The sequence below is a fragment of the Vibrio sp. Isolate34 genome (genome assembly GCF_022397915.1).
Lineage (GTDB): Bacteria > Pseudomonadota > Gammaproteobacteria > Enterobacterales > Vibrionaceae > Vibrio.
The window spans coordinates 196,473-215,017 of the sequence record NZ_JAKEUO010000002.1 but is presented as its reverse complement, the minus strand read 5'-3'; the positions used below and the strand labels follow the sequence as shown (position 1 = coordinate 215,017).

16 protein-coding genes are annotated in these 18,545 nt (G+C 44.9%); all 16 read right to left on the bottom strand.

Annotated elements, in window-relative coordinates; all coding sequences use genetic code 11:
• Nucleotides 1–29 precede the first annotated feature (29 nt).
• On the bottom strand, nt 30–3,509 hold the full coding sequence (dnaE, locus tag L1D22_RS03590; RefSeq protein WP_239828732.1) for a DNA polymerase III subunit alpha: 3,480 nt from the start codon (nt 3,507–3,509) through the stop codon (nt 30–32).
• A gap of 112 nt (nt 3,510–3,621) precedes the next feature.
• The gene (gene rnhB / locus L1D22_RS03585; protein ID WP_239828731.1) at nt 3,622–4,242 is read right to left on the bottom strand and encodes a ribonuclease HII; all 621 of its coding nucleotides are present in this window, start codon (nt 4,240–4,242) and stop codon (nt 3,622–3,624) included.
• A gap of 48 nt (nt 4,243–4,290) precedes the next feature.
• Nucleotides 4,291–5,487 (bottom strand): lipid-A-disaccharide synthase, encoded by a 1,197-nt coding sequence (gene lpxB, locus L1D22_RS03580; protein WP_239828730.1) that lies wholly within the window; start codon nt 5,485–5,487, stop codon nt 4,291–4,293.
• Nucleotides 5,488–5,569: 82 nt separating this feature from the next.
• Nucleotides 5,570–6,358 (bottom strand): acyl-ACP--UDP-N-acetylglucosamine O-acyltransferase, encoded by a 789-nt coding sequence (gene lpxA, locus L1D22_RS03575; RefSeq protein WP_004738600.1) that lies wholly within the window; start codon nt 6,356–6,358, stop codon nt 5,570–5,572.
• 1 nt (nt 6,359) lies between these two features.
• Nucleotides 6,360–6,812: a 3-hydroxyacyl-ACP dehydratase FabZ gene (gene fabZ, locus L1D22_RS03570; protein WP_048661224.1), complete on the bottom strand. Its 453-nt coding sequence runs from the start codon at nt 6,810–6,812 to the stop codon at nt 6,360–6,362.
• A 95-nt stretch (nt 6,813–6,907) separates the two neighbouring features.
• Complete coding sequence (gene lpxD / locus L1D22_RS03565; protein WP_239828729.1) at nt 6,908–7,939, bottom strand: UDP-3-O-(3-hydroxymyristoyl)glucosamine N-acyltransferase; 1,032 nt, start codon at nt 7,937–7,939, stop codon at nt 6,908–6,910.
• A 5-nt stretch (nt 7,940–7,944) separates the two neighbouring features.
• Entirely contained in the window at nt 7,945–8,445 is a 501-nt protein-coding gene (locus L1D22_RS03560) for an OmpH family outer membrane protein (protein WP_239828847.1), read from the bottom strand.
• Nucleotides 8,446–8,472: 27 nt separating this feature from the next.
• Nucleotides 8,473–10,878 (bottom strand): outer membrane protein assembly factor BamA, encoded by a 2,406-nt coding sequence (bamA, locus tag L1D22_RS03555; RefSeq protein ID WP_176680297.1) that lies wholly within the window; start codon nt 10,876–10,878, stop codon nt 8,473–8,475.
• A 48-nt stretch (nt 10,879–10,926) separates the two neighbouring features.
• Nucleotides 10,927–12,285 (bottom strand): sigma E protease regulator RseP, encoded by a 1,359-nt coding sequence (gene rseP, locus L1D22_RS03550; RefSeq protein WP_017066403.1) that lies wholly within the window; start codon nt 12,283–12,285, stop codon nt 10,927–10,929.
• Complete coding sequence (ispC, locus tag L1D22_RS03545; RefSeq protein WP_239828728.1) at nt 12,282–13,490, bottom strand: 1-deoxy-D-xylulose-5-phosphate reductoisomerase; 1,209 nt, start codon at nt 13,488–13,490, stop codon at nt 12,282–12,284. Before ispC ends, rseP begins: the two co-directional genes overlap by 4 nt.
• A 50-nt stretch (nt 13,491–13,540) precedes the next feature.
• Nucleotides 13,541–14,383 (bottom strand): phosphatidate cytidylyltransferase, encoded by an 843-nt coding sequence (locus L1D22_RS03540; protein ID WP_239828727.1) that lies wholly within the window; start codon nt 14,381–14,383, stop codon nt 13,541–13,543.
• Between the two features lie 15 nt (nt 14,384–14,398).
• Nucleotides 14,399–15,151 (bottom strand): isoprenyl transferase, encoded by a 753-nt coding sequence (locus L1D22_RS03535; RefSeq protein ID WP_239828726.1) that lies wholly within the window; start codon nt 15,149–15,151, stop codon nt 14,399–14,401.
• A 98-nt stretch (nt 15,152–15,249) separates the two neighbouring features.
• Nucleotides 15,250–15,807, bottom strand: a complete 558-nt coding sequence (gene frr, locus L1D22_RS03530; protein WP_026084234.1) for a ribosome recycling factor — start codon at nt 15,805–15,807, stop codon at nt 15,250–15,252.
• A 97-nt stretch (nt 15,808–15,904) separates the two neighbouring features.
• Nucleotides 15,905–16,636, bottom strand: a complete 732-nt coding sequence (pyrH, locus tag L1D22_RS03525; protein ID WP_017630771.1) for a UMP kinase — start codon at nt 16,634–16,636, stop codon at nt 15,905–15,907.
• Between the two features lie 162 nt (nt 16,637–16,798).
• Complete coding sequence (gene tsf, locus L1D22_RS03520; protein WP_017630772.1) at nt 16,799–17,644, bottom strand: translation elongation factor Ts; 846 nt, start codon at nt 17,642–17,644, stop codon at nt 16,799–16,801.
• 141 nt (nt 17,645–17,785) lie between these two features.
• Nucleotides 17,786–18,517: a 30S ribosomal protein S2 gene (gene rpsB / locus L1D22_RS03515; protein ID WP_009847420.1), complete on the bottom strand. Its 732-nt coding sequence runs from the start codon at nt 18,515–18,517 to the stop codon at nt 17,786–17,788.
• Nucleotides 18,518–18,545: the final 28 nt, after the last annotated feature.

Sequence of the window (18,545 nt, the reverse complement as noted above, 5' to 3'; positions counted from 1 at the left end):
ATTCAGCTCCGCACTTGCGAAGCTAAATTTTAGTTAAATTCGAGTTCTACTTGGCTATTTCCAAGCAGCTGTTTTAATTCGTCTAGTAATGTATCACTTGGCGTCACGCGCCATTCTGTGCCCAATGTTAACCGCGCTCTAGCGTCGGCACGCTGGTAGTATACATTGACTGGGACCGTTCCGGCTCTATAAGGTTCTAAGATTTGACTAAATCGTTCAAAAAATTGACCATTAATTTGGGATTCATCGATAGATATCGATACCCCACGAGCATATTTTTCACGGGCGCTTCCTAAGTCCATGACCTCGCGCGCGGACATTTTAAGCCCACCGTTGAAGTCATCAAAGCTGACCTGTCCAGAAACGACCACAATTTTATCCTTTTCGAGCAATTCTGCGTAGCGATCGAGCGCATCTGAGAACAACATCACTTCCATTCGGCCAGATCGGTCGTCAAGTGTCATCAAACCGATTCGTGTACCGCGTTTAGTGGTCATCACCCTAGCCGCAATCACTAAACCTGCAATCGTTAATGACTGGTCACGACGCGTTGGCGTGGCATCCTTCAAACGACAGCTGGTGTATTTCGCTAATTCTTTGATGTAGGCGTTAACCGGGTGGCCCGTTAGATACAAACCAAGCGTTTCACGTTCGCCTTCAAGCCAAACCTTCTCAGGCCACTTAGGGACTTGAGTATACTTGTGTTCAACCTCTTCAGGCGCATCGGTCAATACGCCAAACATATCTGATTGTCCAAAGGACTCAGCGTGGTGATGTTGGCTTGCCGCTTTAACCGCATCCGGTAATGAAGCCATCATCGCTGCACGGTGAGGACCTAATCTATCTAAGGCACCGGATAGAATCAACTTTTCGATAACACGTTTGTTGACCTTCTTCAGATCAAGGCGTGCACAGAAGTCGAATAAGTCTTTAAAGTAACCGCCCTTATTGCGCGCTTCGATGATCGCTTCAATAGGACCTTCACCTACCCCTTTGATCGCGCCGATACCATAAACAATCGCGCCATCTTCATCCACGTTAAAGCGGTACAAGCCAGAGTTGATATCAGGTGGGAGCAGCTTGAGCTTCATACGGAAACATTCATCAACAAGGCCAATAACCTTCTCGGTGTTATCCATATCCGCGGTCATTACCGCGGCCATAAATTCGGCTGGGTAATGCGTTTTCAACCACAGCGTTTGATAAGAAACCAGTGCGTATGCAGCCGAGTGAGATTTGTTAAAGCCGTAGCCCGCAAATTTCTCTACCAAGTCGAAGATTTTCATGGCCAGTTCGCCATCAATGCCGTTAGCTTCCGCACCTTCTTTGAAAATACTGCGCTGCTTTGCCATCTCTTCTGGCTTTTTCTTACCCATCGCACGACGCAGCATATCCGCGCCACCCAGTGTATAACCCGCTAGGATCTGTGCAATTTGCATTACCTGTTCTTGGTACAGGATGATGCCATAGGTTGGCTCTAACGTGTCTTTTAGTGATTCATGTTGCCATGTTTCATCTGGGTAAGAGACCGCTTCTCGACCGTGCTTACGGTCGATAAAGTTATCTACCATGCCTGATTGCAGTGGGCCCGGACGGAACAAGGCTACCAATGCGATGATATCTTCAAAACAGTCAGGCTGAAGACGTTTGATCAGGTCTTTCATACCACGTGATTCCAGCTGGAATACCGCAGTAGTTTCAGAGTTTTGTAGTAGGTTGAACGACGCTTGGTCATCCAGAGGGATCGATTCAATACGAACCGGCTCTTTGCCTTCCTTCTTTAAACGTGGATTCACTAGGCCCAACGCCCAGTCGATGATGGTCAGAGTACGTAGACCCAAGAAGTCGAACTTAACCAAGCCAGCGGTTTCAACGTCATTCTTATCGAATTGCGTTACTGGGAAGTTACCTTCAGCATCGGCATAGATAGGTGCGAAGTCCGTGATCGTAGTTGGTGAGATCACAACGCCACCTGCGTGTTTACCGGCGTTTCGCGTACAACCTTCAAGGATGCGACACTTATCGATCAGTTCACGAACTTCCTCATCGCCATCGTAAAGCTCTGGTAATGCAGGTTCAGCAAGGAAGGCTTTCTCTAGTGTCATCCCCGGATCTGGCGGTACAAGCTTAGAAATACGGTCCACGAAGCCAAACGGGTGGCCAAGTACACGGCCTACGTCACGAATTACCGCTTTTGCTGCCATGGTACCAAAGGTGATGATCTGAGATACCGCATCACGACCATACATTTCAGCAACGTGATCAATTACTTGGTCACGCTTATCCATACAGAAGTCGATATCGAAATCGGGCATCGAGACACGTTCTGGGTTCAAGAAACGTTCGAACAGTAGATCGTATTCAAGTGGATCAAGATCGGTGATATCCAACGCGTACGCCACCAATGAACCTGCACCCGAACCACGACCAGGGCCTACTGGCACATCGTTATCTTTAGACCACTGGATGAACTCCATTACGATCAAGAAGTAGCCGGGGAAACCCATATTGTTAACAACTTCCAGTTCAACCTTTAGGCGCTCGTCATATTCTGGGCGGCGCTCCGCTCGCTCTTTTTCATCAGGGAAAAGGAATGCTAAACGACGCTCAAGGCCTTCTTCTGATTTTTTAATCAAGAAGTCTTCAATCGCTAAACCTTCGGTTGGGAAGTTCGGGAGGAAGTACTCACCAAGACGAACAGTGACGTTACAACGCTTAGCAATCTCAACGCTGTTTTCAAGCGCTTCTGGGATATCGGAGAACAGTTCACACATCTCTTCTTCGCTACGAAGATACTGTTGCGCGCTGTAGTTTTTTGGACGACGCGGATCGACCATGGTGTAACCATCATGGATCGCTACGCGGATTTCATGGGCATCAAACAAGTCTTCAGTTAAGAACACCACTTCGTTGGTTGCTACAACCGGTAAGTCTTGTTGCTCAGCAAGTTCTAGTGCAAAGTGCAGATAAGACTCTTCATCGGCACGCCCTGTACGAATCAACTCTAAATAAAAGCGATCGGGGAAGTGAGCCTTGTAAAACTCGACACTGCTCGCGACGAGATCACGGTTACCTTTCAGCAATGCCTTACCGATCTCACCTTCTTTAGCGCCGGATAAGATGATCAACCCTTCAGCATTTTCAATTAGCCACTCTTTGTCGATCACAGGTTGATGCTGTATGTGACCACGTAAGTAAGCTTTTGAAATCAGTAAGGTAAGGTTGTTATAACCTTTGTTATCAGACGCTAAAACCGTCAGTTTCGTCAGCTCATCTCCAAACTCTGGAGATTGCATCAGAAAATCAGCACCAATAATTGGTTTAACCCCACACCCATGGGCAGTACCGTAAAATTTCACCAAACCACATAGGTTAGTGAAGTCGGTAAGTGCTAGAGCTGGCATACCCATTTCAGCGACTTTTTTAACTAGTGGTGGCACCTTAGACAGGCCATCCACCATAGAAAAGTCACTGTGTACGCGTAGGTGAACAAATTTTGGATCTGACATTATTTTTCCTGAGTTCTAGACCGAAGCCTAGGATTACAACTGAGTGTATTCTATTTTTTTCTACCGCTAGTAAGCAAATTTATTCGAAGATGAACGCTTATCTGTGTAGCATTTAATCAATGCCTAAAATACGTTTTACTGGCTTAAAGCTCTTACGGTAGTGCTCGGTAACACCGTGCTTTTCAATTGCCTCGAAATGCGTCTTAGTCGGGTAACCTTTGTGTTTAGCAAAGCCAAATTCTGGATGAAGCTTATCAAGCTCCTCCATCTCTTGGTCACGAACTACTTTAGCGATAATAGAGGCGGCGCTAATTTCAGCGACGCGCAAATCACCTTTAACTACAGCGATGCCTGCCATTGGTAATTCAGGTACACGGTTGCCATCAATCAAAGCCATATCAGGCTGAACACTTAACCCAGCAATCGCGCGCTGCATCGCAACCATAGTCGCTTGTAGAATATTGAGTTCATCAATTTCTTGCGGTGAACAACGACCAACCGACCACGCCAATGCTTTCTCTTTAATTTCAGGAAGCAGAGCAAGACGCTTTTTCTCAGACAGTTTCTTTGAGTCGTTCAAGCCTTCAATGGGATTATTCGGGTCTAGGATAACTGCAGCGGTCACTACATCGCCAACCAATGGCCCACGCCCTACTTCATCGACGCCAGCAAATAGCTGGTAGCCTTGAGGGTATTCGAAAGGTGGAAGCTCTTTTTTCTCTTTTACTGCCATGACAATTCTCTTTGTAACTTGTAAGCCCGTGCCTTTGAAACTAGCACGTTATGATTCAACAAACTCTCGGCCGATCAATTTCAGCACCGCGTTGGCGGCTTGCTTATCAGCATCTTTACGAATCCAGTGGTGCATCTCGGTAAAACGTTCGATCAATGCACTGTTGTCGGCTGATAGCATTTTGTCGACAGATGGGAACAAGAAGTTCGGGTCGCACTCTTCAAGAATATGCTCTTTCACGATCTCTTCCCCCGCCAGAATATTCGGCAGTGACACAAATTCGGTGATAGCCAGCTTCTTCACAATGTAGCCAGTCAATTTATTCACTTTGTAGCCTACAACCATTGGACGCTTAAGCAACATGCATTCAAGCGCAACGGTACCAGAAGCCAGAAGCACAGAGTCAGCCGCGGTAATCACGTTGGTTGCCGTATCTTCAACTAACGTGAATTCAAGCTCAGGCGCTGTTGCTTGCCAGATTTCAGTAAACTGCTTTTTGCGCTGCTCATTCACAAGCGCAACAACGAAATGGATGTCAGGGTATTTTTGCTTAATGCGTTGGCACGTTTCGATAAATGGTTGAGCGATCAAACCCATCTCACCACCTCGACTGCCCGGCAATACGGCTAACCACTGTTTGTCTTGATCTAAGCCTAACAGCTCACGAGCATCTTGTTTGCTTGGTTCTAAAGGAATTGCGTCTGCCAGCGTGTGGCCAACAAACTCACAGGCAACGTTATATTTATCGTAGAACGCTTTTTCAAATGGTAGGAACGCCAGTACCAAGTCGGTTGCTTTGTCGATCTTAAAAATACGTTTTGGACGCCATGCCCAGACAGAAGGGCTAACGTAATGAACCGTTTTTATACCTGCGTTCTTAAGATCTAGCTCTAATCTCAAGTTAAAGTCAGGAGCATCAATACCCACAAACACATCTGGTGGGTTCTGAGTGAAATACTTAACTAGCTCTGCTTTTACTTTGAGCAGACGAGGCAAGCGACCAAGTACTTCAACTAAGCCCATGACGGCAAGCTCTTCCATCTCAAACAAAGATTCACAGCCTAGCGCTTTCATTTTTGGCCCGCCAATACCAACAAATTCTGCATTCGGATATTGAGCTTTAATCGCTTTAATAAAACCTTCGCCAAGGGTATCGCCAGAGAGTTCTCCGACAACAATGCCTACCCGCAGTGGCTCGTTGGAAACAAAGCCTGAGTTATTGGTTTGTGCTTCTTGCTGTGCCATAGTTTTCCAATTCCCTTCTCGCCTAAAACAAAAAAGATCGCCTTAAAAGTAGCGATCTTTTTTATATCAATCACACCTAGTATTAACGAATAATACCGCGCTCAGAGTTTTCTAGCATCTCTAGCATAGGAGTTACCGAAGCAAACTCTTTCGCCATTTCAACTAAAGCCGCTTTCGCTTCTTCAAGTGTTTTGCCAGAGCGGTAAAGCTCTTTGTATGCTTTTTGCAGTGCACGAATCTCTGGTTTCTCGAATCCGTTACGTTTCAGACCTACAAGGTTAAGGCCGAATGGTGCTGCATGGTTACCTTGTGCAAGTACATACGGCAGTACATCTTGAACAACGGCAGAACAACCACCAATGTATGCATAAGCACCGATTGAGCAGAATGGGTGAATCGCAGACAGTGCCATAACACCAGCGTAGTCGCCAACCGTTACGTGTCCGCCAAGAATAGCGTTGTTACCAATGTGAGTATGGTTACCAACAATAACATCGTGCGCTACGTGAGCATTAACACAAAGTAAGTTGTCATCACCAATTACAGTGGTTGCTTTGTCTTGAACGGTACCACGGTGGATTTGAACCGCTTCACGAATTACGTTGCGATCGCCGATTACGACCGTTGTGTCTTCACCGCCGTATTTCTTATCTTGGTTTTCTTCACCGATAACAGCGTGTGGGAAAATGCGGTTTTCTTTACCAATGGTAGTGTGACCTTTGATCACAACATGCGACATGATTTCTGTGTCGTCGCCAATGGTCACATTACCAGCAATGTAAGTGAAAGGCCCAACCGTCACGTTAGCACCGATAGTTACATCACCTTCGATTACTGCTGCCGGGTGAATTTTCGCTGTTTCATGAATCATATTAAAACTCTCTACGAGCACATTTAAGTTCAGCTGAACATACAACGTCGCCGTCAACTTTCGCTACACCGTTGAACGATGCAATGCCACGACGCTCTTTTAAGAATTCAACTTCGATAACCAGTTGGTCACCAGGTACTACTGGCTTACGGAATTTTGCTTTATCAACACTTGCAAAGTAGTAAAGCTCGTTGCCAGAAGGTGCACCAAAAGATTTAAATGCTAGAAGGCCTGTTGCTTGTGCCATTGCTTCTAAGATCAACACGCCTGGGAATACAGGAAGTTGTGGGAAGTGGCCTGTGAACTGAGGTTCGTTAACAGAGACATTCTTAATCGCAGTCAGTGTTTTTTCTTTTTCAAAGCTAGTCACACGATCAACCATTAAGAATGGGTAGCGATGAGGTAATAGTTCCTGAATTTCAGTAATGTTCATCGTTGTCTGTTCAGTAGTCAAAGTCGTATTCCTATATATATATTCTTTATTTAATTAGAAGGATTATAAACGAAAAAGACTCGCTGTACGCGAGCCTTTTATTAGAAATGCTGGAATTATGATTCCGCGCTCTTCTCGATAAGTTTTTCAACGGCTTTCAAACGCTTGTTCATTTCATCAATTCGATGAACACGCGTTGCTGTTTTACGCCAATCTTTGTTTGGCTGTAAAGGAATACCTGAAGAGTACATGCCTTTCTCAGTGATGCTACGCATTACCATCCCCATACCGGTGATTGTAACGCCGTCAACGATTTCAATGTGACCATTAATCACACTGCCGCCACCAATAATACAGTACTTACCTATCGTCGTGCTGCCTGCGATGATAGTACCACCCGCAAGAGCAGAACCATATCCGATGTGAACGTTATGAGCAATTTGAAGTTGGTTATCTAAGATAACGTTATCTTCAATGATTGTGTCATCTAATGCACCACGGTCAATGGTTGTACACGCTCCGATTTCTACGCGGTTACCAATGCGAACAGAACCCACTTGCGGGATCTTAATCCACTCGCCCTTCTCGTTCGCATAACCGAAGCCATCAGAACCGATCACCGTGCTTGATTGAATTAAACACGCATCACCAATCACTACTTCATGGTAGATACTTACGTTAGCCCAAAGCTTAGTGCCAGCACCAATCTTTGCGTTTTTACCGATAAAGCAGCCCGCGCCGATGATCACATCGTCACCAAGAACAACACCAGACTCAATCACAGCGTTTGCACCAATAGACACGTTTTGTCCAATGGTCGCATCACTTGCAATCGAAGCTGAATCAGCAATAGCCGCAGCGGGTGCTGGAGTAGTATCAAGCGCTTGAGCAACCTTAGCAAAAGCAACGTAAGGGTCATTAACCACAATCACGTTAGTCTTACACAGTTCACGCTCACTCTCTTTAACCATAATAGCAGATGCTTTACAGTCACCTAGGTGCTTGCTGTACTTCACGTTAGAAAGGAACGTAATGTTACCTTCTTGCGCTTTATCCATAGGAGCGACTGCTGAAACGGTAATAGTACCATCTCCGTGTAGCTCTCCCCCGGTAATCGTTGCCAATTCGGCTAAAGTCAGATTCTTCATAAAACTTATTTCAGTGCTTTAATTACTTTCTCGGAGATGTTGTATTCTGGCTTGCCGTATTGCAGAGCTTGAATATCAACGATCATGTCGTAGCCTTCTTTCTCTGCAACTTTCGTTACAGCATCTTGAATCACTTTGAATAGCTTCTGCTTCTCTTGTGCTTCACGACGTTGGCTTGCTTTTTCTAGTGCTTGAGCTTTGATTTTGTACTTGCTGTCTAGTTGGCCTACTTCGATACGTAGCTTCTCAACTTCGTCAGGACCTAGTAGCTCGCCATCACGCTTAAGCTTTTCAATCTTCGTTTTTGCTTCAGCTTGAATGTTCTGTAGCTCAGCTGCTTTGTCTTTGAACTCTTCCTGCATTTTTTGAAGAACAACTTCACGCTGAGGTAGAGCCTGGAATACTTGTGCAGTGTTTACATAACCCACTTTTTGCGCAGCTTCAGCAGCTGTTGCAAAGAAAGAAGAGCTAAGAACTACAAGGCCTAAACCTGCTGCTTTAATCATATTTTTCAAAATATTGTCCTTTAAATATTAGAAAGTTCTACCAATGGTGAATGTGAAGAATTCCTCATCATCACCTTCGTAAATTTTAATTGGTTTCGCTAGAGAGAAAACCAGTGGGCCCATCGGTGACATCCATTGAAGGGCTGCACCATAAGATGAACGGTAATTCGTTGGATCAGAGTAATCGTAGTAGTACTGGCCGCCACTATTAGGTGCGCCACGGTCTACGAACTCGGTATCCCATACACTTGCCATATCGAAGAAGACACTGGTACGAATTTGGCTGCGTGCTTCATCAGAAGCAAACGGCGTAGGTACGATTAACTCTAAACTTGCCAAAGCAACCGCGTTACCACCTACTGAATCATCCGTAGCGGTATCGTAGGTTGGGTTGTTACCCGTGCTGCTTCCGTAAACGGCTTTCGGACCTGCCGAGTTAGAGCCAAAACCACGTAGGGTTGTAAAACCACCCGCATAGTAGTTCTCGTAGAATGGGAACAAGTTATCGTTACCATCCGTTTGACCATAACCATTACCATAGCCTAATCGGCCACGCATCAATAGTGTGAACTCATGCTTTTTGGTCAGCGGGATGTAATGTTTTACATCGTACTGCATTTTGAAGTACTGAGCATCAGAGCCTGGTACCGTCATTTTAGCGAAAGCACGTTGGTGGTTACCCTCGGTTGGGAAGAAACCACGGTTCAAATTGTTACGCGTCCATGAAATATTGATATCGAAGTCATCGGTTAAGATGTGCTCGTCACCGTATTGGTCGATACTTCTCGCGAACTGTTCAACTTGGATATAAGTCGGTACGTTACCGATCTTGTTGTGTGTGTAACCCACACCAAACTCGATACGGTTCAGCTCATCCATAGGGAAACCCCATGTTAAGCTCGTACCATAACTTTGGTTGGTATAGTCGACGATACCCGCTTCAGATGCTTCAAATTCGTTGTAGAAGATCTTACCGCCTAAACTCACACCATCAAGGTTCCAGTATGGGTCGCGGTAGTCTAAGCTCACGTTCTTTTGGTAATCGTTCATCATGGCACTTACACCAACACGGTTACCAGAACCTGCAAAGTTGTCTTGTTGTAGACCAACTTGGAAGCTCACACCCGATTCAGTACCGTAGCCGACACCAAAGTTAATGCTGCCCGAGTTCGCTTCTTTAACGTTGTAAACCAGATCCACTTGGTCTTCACTGCCAGGAACACGTACCGTTTGTACGTCCACAGTCTCGAAGAAACCTAAACGGTTAAGACGGCTCTTACCCGTATCAATGGATTTAGAGTTAAGCCAGCTGCCTTCCATTTGACGCATTTCACGACGTAACACTTCATCTTTTGTCGAGTTGTTACCTGTGAAACGAATATCACGAACGTAGATACGGCTGCCCGCTTCTACATTGATAACGAGCGAAACTTCTTTCGTCTCGTCGTTGAATTCTGGAATAGTACGAACTTGTGGGTAAGCATAGCCAGACTCACCAAGAATACGTTTTACGCCTTCTTCAAGTGAAGTCACAGAAGAGCCGTTGTACGTATCACCATCTTCAAATGGCACTAGAGCATCAAAATCAGCCTCACGACCAATCAGCTCACCACGGAACGACACATCTTTAACAGTGTAAGCTTCGCCTTCATCTAGGCCCAGCGTGATATAAACACCTTTCTTATCTGGAGAGATCGCAACCTGAGTTGAGTCCACCTTAAACTTAAGGTAACCACGGTCAAGGTAGTACGATTTCAGTGCTTCAATATCACCCGCTAAAACTTGCTTCTGGTATTTTTCATCCGCAAGGAAGTTCCACCACGCAACGTCTACGTTGAGGTTAAAACGGCTAAGCAGGTCAGCATCAGAGAAGACTTCGTTACCGATAAAGTTGATTTGCTGAATCTTAGCGGATACGCCTTCAGTAAACACAAACTTAAGGTCAGAACGGTTACGCGGCAAAGGCGTCACAACCGCTTTTACTGTCGCGTTGTATTTACCAACACTGTAGTAAAAGTCTTCAAGACCTTTCTCAATGTTACTCAGGGTTGTGCGGTCAAGAGCTTCACCTTCACGAACACCAGACGCATCTAGGTTCTGCTGAAGCTGTTCTTCTTTAATCGCTTTGTTACCAGAGAATGAGATGCTTGCGATGGTCGGTCGTTCTTGAACTTGAACAATCAATACACCTTCATCACGAAGTACTTTAACGTCCTCAAAGTTGCCCGAAGCATACAATGCACGAATGATCTCAGACACATCGCTTTCATCCACTTCATCGCCAATACGTACTGGCATTTTCAGTAGAGCTGCACCAAGTGCAACACGCTGTAAACCTTCGATCTTGATATCTTGAACTACAAAGTTTTGTGCTCCGTTCGCAGCCACACTAGTGGCCAATAGACTTGCGAACAGAATTTGCTTAATCGCCATACTTATTCTAATTATTCCTTGCTACTACCAATGCCTGTGAGAAACCATTCACAGACGAGTAAAATCGTTAAATATTGCCAGAGCCATCAATGAGAAGAGGATTGCCCCTCCCACTCGGTATCCCATTTCCTGAACTTTCTCAGGTACCGGTTTACGAGTAACGGCCTCAATAGCGAAAAACAGCAAATGTCCGCCATCAAGCATAGGCAGCGGAACCAAATTAATAATGCCTAAGTTAACACTAATCAGAGCCAAAAAGCCCAAGAAGTAAACCAGACCATAATCGGCGGTTGTACCTGCACCTTTAGCGATTGAAATAGGGCCACTCAAGTTGTTTAAGCCAACATCACCAACGATGAGCTTCTTAAGCATTGTCAGTGTCAAACCAATGATTTGACCTGTTTTATCAAATGCTTTTCCTACAGATTCAATTACACCAAATTGTAACTCAAAGCGATAATCTTCTGGCCATTCTGCGACTTCCGGAGCAATACCTGCATAGCCGATTGTCGAACCATCAGAAAGCTCTCGACTTTTTGGTGTCATAACCAATGACTGCTCAGCACCATTTCGCAATACGACCAAGTCCAATGATGTCATTGGATTTGCACGAATTAACTCAACAACCGACTGCCACTGTTCAATAGGTTGCCCGTTAATCTCAACAATTTTATCGCCAGCTTCAAGACCTGCATCGTATGCAGCGCCATCATCAATGATTTGAGCCAGTACGGTCGATATCTCTGGAGAATACGGTCTAAAGCCCAGCGTTGTCATTGCAGACTCAGTTTCTGGGTTGAACGACCAGTCTGAAATATCCAATGTCATTTGTTGCTCAAAACCGATGTCGTCTTGAGAAGCAACCGTCACTGTCATGGATTGATCACCAATGTGTGATATCAAACCCATATTGACTGATTCCCAATCTGCGGTTTTGATTCCTGAAATAGATTTAAGTTCCATTCCTGTTTCAATTCCGGCTTGTGCAGCAATAGATTGCGGAGTGACTTCACCAATCACGGGCTTAACCGCAGGTACGCCAATCAAAAATACTAGCCAATACGCGAACACTGCAAAGATAAAGTTGAATGCCGGACCTGCACCCACAATCGCCGTTCGTTTCCACAACGGCTTCTTGTCGAAAGCGTATTGCTGTTCATCTTCAGAAAGATCGTCAACACGGCCATCGAGCATCTTAACGTAGCCGCCCAGTGGAATCACTGACAAGCTGTATTCAGTACCATCACGACCCACTTTACTCCAGATTGATTTACCAAAACCAATCGAGAATTTTTCAACTTTCACACCACAACGACGAGCGACCCAGAAGTGTCCAAACTCATGAACAGCGACCAGAATGCCAAGCGCTACGATAAAAGATGCGAAGTTCCACAAAATTCCACTCATGCTAGCTGCTCTTTAATAAATTGAATGGCTATTTGACGAGACATATTATCGAGCTCGAGAAGGCTTTCCAAGCTATCTAAGCCCTCAGAGTTATGTTGTTCACATACTTTGCTCATAACGTGTTCGTTAATGACAGCAATATCGGTAAACTTCACTTGATTGTTCAAGAAAGCACCGACCGCAATCTCGTTTGCTGCATTAATGGCTGTTGTCGCATGTTGACCTAAGTAGCACGCTTCAATCGCTAATCTCAAACACGGGTAACGACTGAAATCTGGTTCTAAGAAGGTAAGCTCGCCCACTTTCGTAAAATCTAAAGGCTTAACCCCCGCTTCGGTGCGATTAGGGTAAGACATCGTCAAAGCAATTGGCGTTGCCATATCTGGTTCGCCCATTTGAGCAAGCACAGAGCCATCCTTGTACTGGACCATAGAATGAATCACAGATTGAGGGTGGATGATGACCTTTAGCTGTTCCTGAGAAGCATTAAATAGCCATTTCGCTTCAATGTACTCTAGCCCTTTATTCATCATAGTCGCAGAATCGACAGAGATCTTAGGACCCATAGACCAGTTAGGGTGTGCAATTGCGCGTTCAGGAGTCACTGATTCGAGTTCAGCCACATCGGTATAACGGAAAGGACCACCAGAACCCGTCAGAAGAATATGGTTAATGCCGTTTTCTTCAAGGTTACAGCGGCCTAGGTTAGTTTGTACATTCTGCGGAAGGCATTGGAAAATAGCATTATGCTCGCTATCGACAGGAAGCAGCTCTGCACCGTATTTTTCCACGGCGTCGATAAACAACTGCCCAGACATCACCAAAGCTTCTTTGTTTGCAAGCAAGATACGCTTGCCCGCTTTAACCGCAGACATCGTAGGAAGCAGACCTGCTGCACCGACAATCGCAGCCATTACTGTATCCACGTCTTCTAAAGAAGCAACCTGACACATGCCTTCAGTGCCTGAAAGGACTTTAATGCTTGGGTAATCCGCAGACAACATGTCAGTCAGCTGAGATGCTGCATCAGGGCAAGCCATAGCAACATAGCTTGGTTGCCACTTTTCAACTAACGCCAGCATCTTTTCAGCATTCGAGCCGGCAGCCAGTGCTACAACCGAATAGAGATCTGGGTTTTGCTCAACGACTTTTAGGGTACTTGCACCAATTGAGCCGGTAGCGCCAAGGATAGTTAGATTTCGCATCACATATGACCGTAGAAATGTAATAAAGGGCAGAATCACTGCCCTTTTAATTAGAATGCTAAATAAAGCAGAGCAAAGACAGGGAATGCAGCCGTTAAGCTATCTATTCTATCAAGTATACCACCATGACCAGGAATCAGATTACTGCTGTCTTTGACCCCAGAAACACGCTTAAACATGCTTTCAACAAGGTCACCAAGAACAGAGATAACGACGGTCACAAGGGTAATAACAATCATGTGAAGCGGGCTTGTGAATTGGATATCAAATAAATCAGCGAAGATCCAAGCCACGATCACAGCAGTAATAATGCCACCAATCAGACCTTCAATGGTCTTGTTAGGGCTTACTGCTGGCGCCATTTTACGCTTACCAAAGCTCTTTCCTGCAAAATAAGCACCGCTGTCTGCAGCCCACACGAGTAAGCAAACAAACATCACCAATTTCGCGCCGTGGTACGGGTCTACATCAATACCATTAGCACGCAGGATAACCACACTCCAGAAGAATGGTAGCAGAGTCAGCACACCAAAGGCGTGACGAAGAAGAGAGGAATCTTTCCATGCTGGCATAGACTTAGGATAAGTCACAGCCATGCCACTCGCGATTACCCACCAAATCGAACCAATCGTTAGAATGGCGTAGTGAGCACTCGATAAATTATTGAGACTAAATGCATCAAAAGGGATAAAAGCAAAACTTACAGCACTTACCACAACCGTAGGAATCAACGCTAGATAACGCGATTTGCTTTCAACAAATTGAGTCCACTCCCAGTATCCCAATAGCGAAATAACCGCTAATGAAAGAATAAACGTGGGAAGTGATAACTCGAAAATTCCTAGAATAACTAGGGGAGCCAAAATCAACGCCGTAATAATTCGTTGTTTCAAACCAAAAAATCCTTATTAACTGTCCATCAGAGCTTTAATTTGCTCACCGGTGCATCCAAAACGACGCTCACGGTTAACAAACCAAGTCACAGCTTCTACTAAGCTGTCTTCATTAAAGTCTGGCCAGAATTGTTCAGTGAAATACATTTCGGCGTAAGCCAACTGCCAAAGCATAAAATTACTAATGCGGCATTCGCCACTGGTGCGGATAAGTAGATCAACTTCAGGAATATCTGCCATCGTCAGGTGCTGTGTAATCATAGCTTCATCAATGTCATCTACATTAATATCGCCAGACTTTACCTGTTGAGCAATAGAGATCATTGCTTGCTGGATATCCCACTTACCGCCGTAGTTAGCTGCAATATTAATAACCATACCGGTATTGGTGCTAGTCAAAGCTTCCGCTTCTTCTATCTTCTTTTGTAGTCGATCATTGAAACGACTTTTATCACCAATAACACGAAGTTGTAGATTATTTTTATGAAGCTTTTTTACTTCACTCGATAGCACTGAAATAAACAGTTCCATCAAGATACCGACTTCTTCTTCAGGACGGCGCCAGTTTTCGCTACTAAATGCAAAAAGAGTGACTGCTTTGATGCCAAGTCTGGCTGCAGAAGAGATGGTTTTACGAACGGCTTGAACACCGTTTTTATGACCAAAGACGCGAGGCTTGCCCTGAGCTTTTGCCCAGCGACCATTACCATCCATAATGATAGCAATGTGTTTAGGAAGAGAGTCTGTGAACGCTTGAGAATTATGCATAAAAGAGTGAATCAAATTCTAATAGTCGAACAGAGTAGCATAAAAAAACGCTGCACCGTGAGTACAGCGTTTTTCCGGAAAGAAAAGAATAGGGAAAATTAAACTTCCATCAACTCTTTTTCTTTAGTTGCTAGAACTTCGTCTACGTTCTTAACCGCAGCGTCAGTTAGCTTTTGAATTTCGTCTTGTGCTTTACGATCTTCGTCTTCAGAGATTTCTTTATCTTTAAGAAGCGCTTTTAGATCGCCATTTGCGTCACGGCGGATGTTACGGATAGCAACACGACCACCTTCCGCTTCGCCACGAACGATTTTAACTAGGTCTTTACGACGCTCTTCCGTTAGCGGTGGAAGTGGAACACGGATAACCGTACCAGCAGACATAGGGTTTAGGCCTAGGTCAGATGTTAGGATTGCTTTTTCTACTAGAGGAGTCAGTGTTTTATCAAACACTGTGATAGCTAATGTACGTGCATCTTCAGCGATAACGTTAGCTACTTGAGTCAAAGGCGTTGGAGCACCGTAGTACTCAACAGTCAGACCAGAAAGTAGGCTTGGGTGTGCACGACCTGTACGAATCTTTTGCAGGCTGTTTTTTAGTGCATCAACACTTTTTACCATGCGCTCTTGAGCGTCTTTTTTGATTTCGTTAATCACAATTTCACCTTGATTATGTTCTTTCTTCAAGAAAGCTTTTTATTTGGAGTGATAAGGATAAGCTTACCGAAATATAACCTTCAGTAAGCCCGAAAAATTAGTCAGCGTCGCTGATTAATGTACCTTCAGTTTCACCCATAACCACGCGACGTAGTGCGCCTGGCTTATTCATGTTAAATACGCGGATTGGCATTTTGTGATCACGTGCTAGCGTAAATGCAGCCAAGTCCATTACTTTAAGTTCTTTATCAAGAACCGTGTTGTAAGACAACGTATCATACAGCTCTGCGTCTGGGTTTGCTACAGGGTCAGAAGTAAATACACCATCTACCTTTGTCGCTTTTAGAACTACGTCAGCTTCGATTTCGATACCACGTAGACATGCAGCAGAATCCGTAGTGAAGAATGGGTTACCAGTACCAGCAGAGAAGATCACAACGCGACCTTGACGTAGTTGGCTGATTGCATCTGCCCAGTTGTAGTCGTCACACACACCTTTAAGAGGGATTGCTGACATTACACGTGCGTTTACGTAAGCACGGTGTAGAGCGTCACGCATTGCAAGGCCGTTCATTACCGTTGCAAGCATACCCATGTGGTCACCAACAACGCGGTTCATGCCAGCTTCTGCAAGACCTGCACCACGGAAAAGGTTACCGCCACCGATAACAACACCTACTTGAACACCTAGTTCAACCAATTCTTTTACTTCTTGAGCCATACGATCAAGGATCGTCGGGTCAATACCAAAACCTTCTTCGCCTTGTAGTGCTTCACCGCTAAGTTTTAACAGAATACGTTGATACGCTGGTTTAGGGTTCGTAGTCATGGAGTTTACCTTCCAAAGAGTTGATGATTAACAGTCATGGATAAAAACTGAACATGTCAGTTCGCATTCATAACAGCTAACGTTACGAGCAAAAAATAATTCACTATTCATAAAAAGACCGCAGCAATGGCCACGGTCTTTTTTCAAACAATACGCTAAGGATTAACCTTTTTGTACCGCTGCAACTTCGTCAGCGAAGCTCATTTCAGCAGCTTTCTCGATGCCTTCACCAACTTCTAGACGTACGAAGTTAGATACTGAAGCGCCTTTCTCTTTAAGGATAGCGCCAACAGTTTGCTTAGGCTCCATGATGAAAGCTTGACCAGTTAGAGAGATTTCGCCCGTGAATTTCTTCATACGGCCAACAACCATTTTCTCTGCGATTTCAGCTGGTTTGCCTTCGTTCATAGCGATTTCAACTTGAACTGCTTTCTCTTTAGCAACTACGTCTGCAGGTACGTCTTCTGGGTTTAGGAACTCAGGACGTGATGCAGCAACGTGCATTGCAACGTGCTTAAGAGTTTCAGCTTCGCCTTCACCAGCAACAACAACACCGATTTTCTCGCCGTGACGGTAAGAAGCTAGTGCAACACCTGAAACGTATTGTACGCGACGGATGTTGATGTTTTCGCCGATTTTTGCAACTAGAGCAACGCGAGTTTCTTCGAACTGTGCTTGTAGCTCTTCAACAGTTGCTTGAGAAGCTACTGCTGCCGCTGCAACTTCTTCTGCGAATGCAGTGAAGTTAGCATCTTTTGCTACGAAGTCAGTTTGACAGTTAACTTCAAGAAGAGCAGCTACGCCGTTCTCTTCTTTGATGATGATTGCGCCTTCAGCAGCAACGTTACCAGCTTTCTTAGCTGCTTTCGCTGCGCCAGATTTACGCATGTTTTCAATTGCTAGTTCGATGTCAGCGTTTGCTTCTACAAGCGCTTTCTTACATTCCATCATGCCAGCGCCAGTGCGCTCGCGAAGTTCTTTAACTAGAGCAGCAGTTACAGTTGCCATTCTCTATTCCTCGGTTGATTCGAAAATAAGGTAAAAATCAGGGGCCAAAATGAGGCCCCCGATCTAACTATAACTTAGCTTACATTTAATAAAGATTTCAAAATCTAAATTAGCTAAGCCAAGCGTGATTCAGAGCCGCTATTATTCAGCTTCTACAAAACCATCTTTTTCAGCAGCTACAGCAGCAACATCTTTGTTACGACCTTCTTTAACCGCGTCTGCAGCAGCGTTTAGGTAAAGCTGTACTGCACGGATTGCATCGTCGTTACCTGGGATAACGAAGTCAACGCCGTCTGGGTTAGAGTTAGTATCAACTACAGCGTAAACTGGGATACCTAGGTTGTTTGCTTCTTTAACTGCGATGTGTTCGTGATCAGCGTCGATTACGAATAGAGCGTCTGGTAGGCCGCCCATGTTCTTGATACCACCAAGAGATTTCTCTAGCTTCTCCATTTCGCGAGTACGCATTAGAGCTTCTTTCTTAGTAAGCTTGTCGAAAGTACCGTCTTGAGCTTGCGCTTCAAGTTCTTTCAAACGCTTGATAGACTGACGAACAGTTTTGTAGTTCGTTAGCATACCGCCTAACCAGCGGTTGTTAACGTAGAACTGGTTGCTGTTGATAGCAGCTTCTTTAACAGCTTCAGATGCAGCGCGCTTAGTACCAACAAAAAGAACTTTACCTTTCTTCTCGCCAACTTTAGCGATTTCAGCTAGAGCGTCGTTGAACATTGGTACAGTTTTTTCTAGGTTGATGATATGTACTTTGTTACGAGCACCAAAGATGAATGGCTTCATTTTTGGGTTCCAGTAACGAGTTTGGTGACCGAAGTGAACACCAGCTTTAAGCATATCGCGCATTGATACAGTTGCCATTTTAAAATCCTCTATGGGGTTAGGCCTC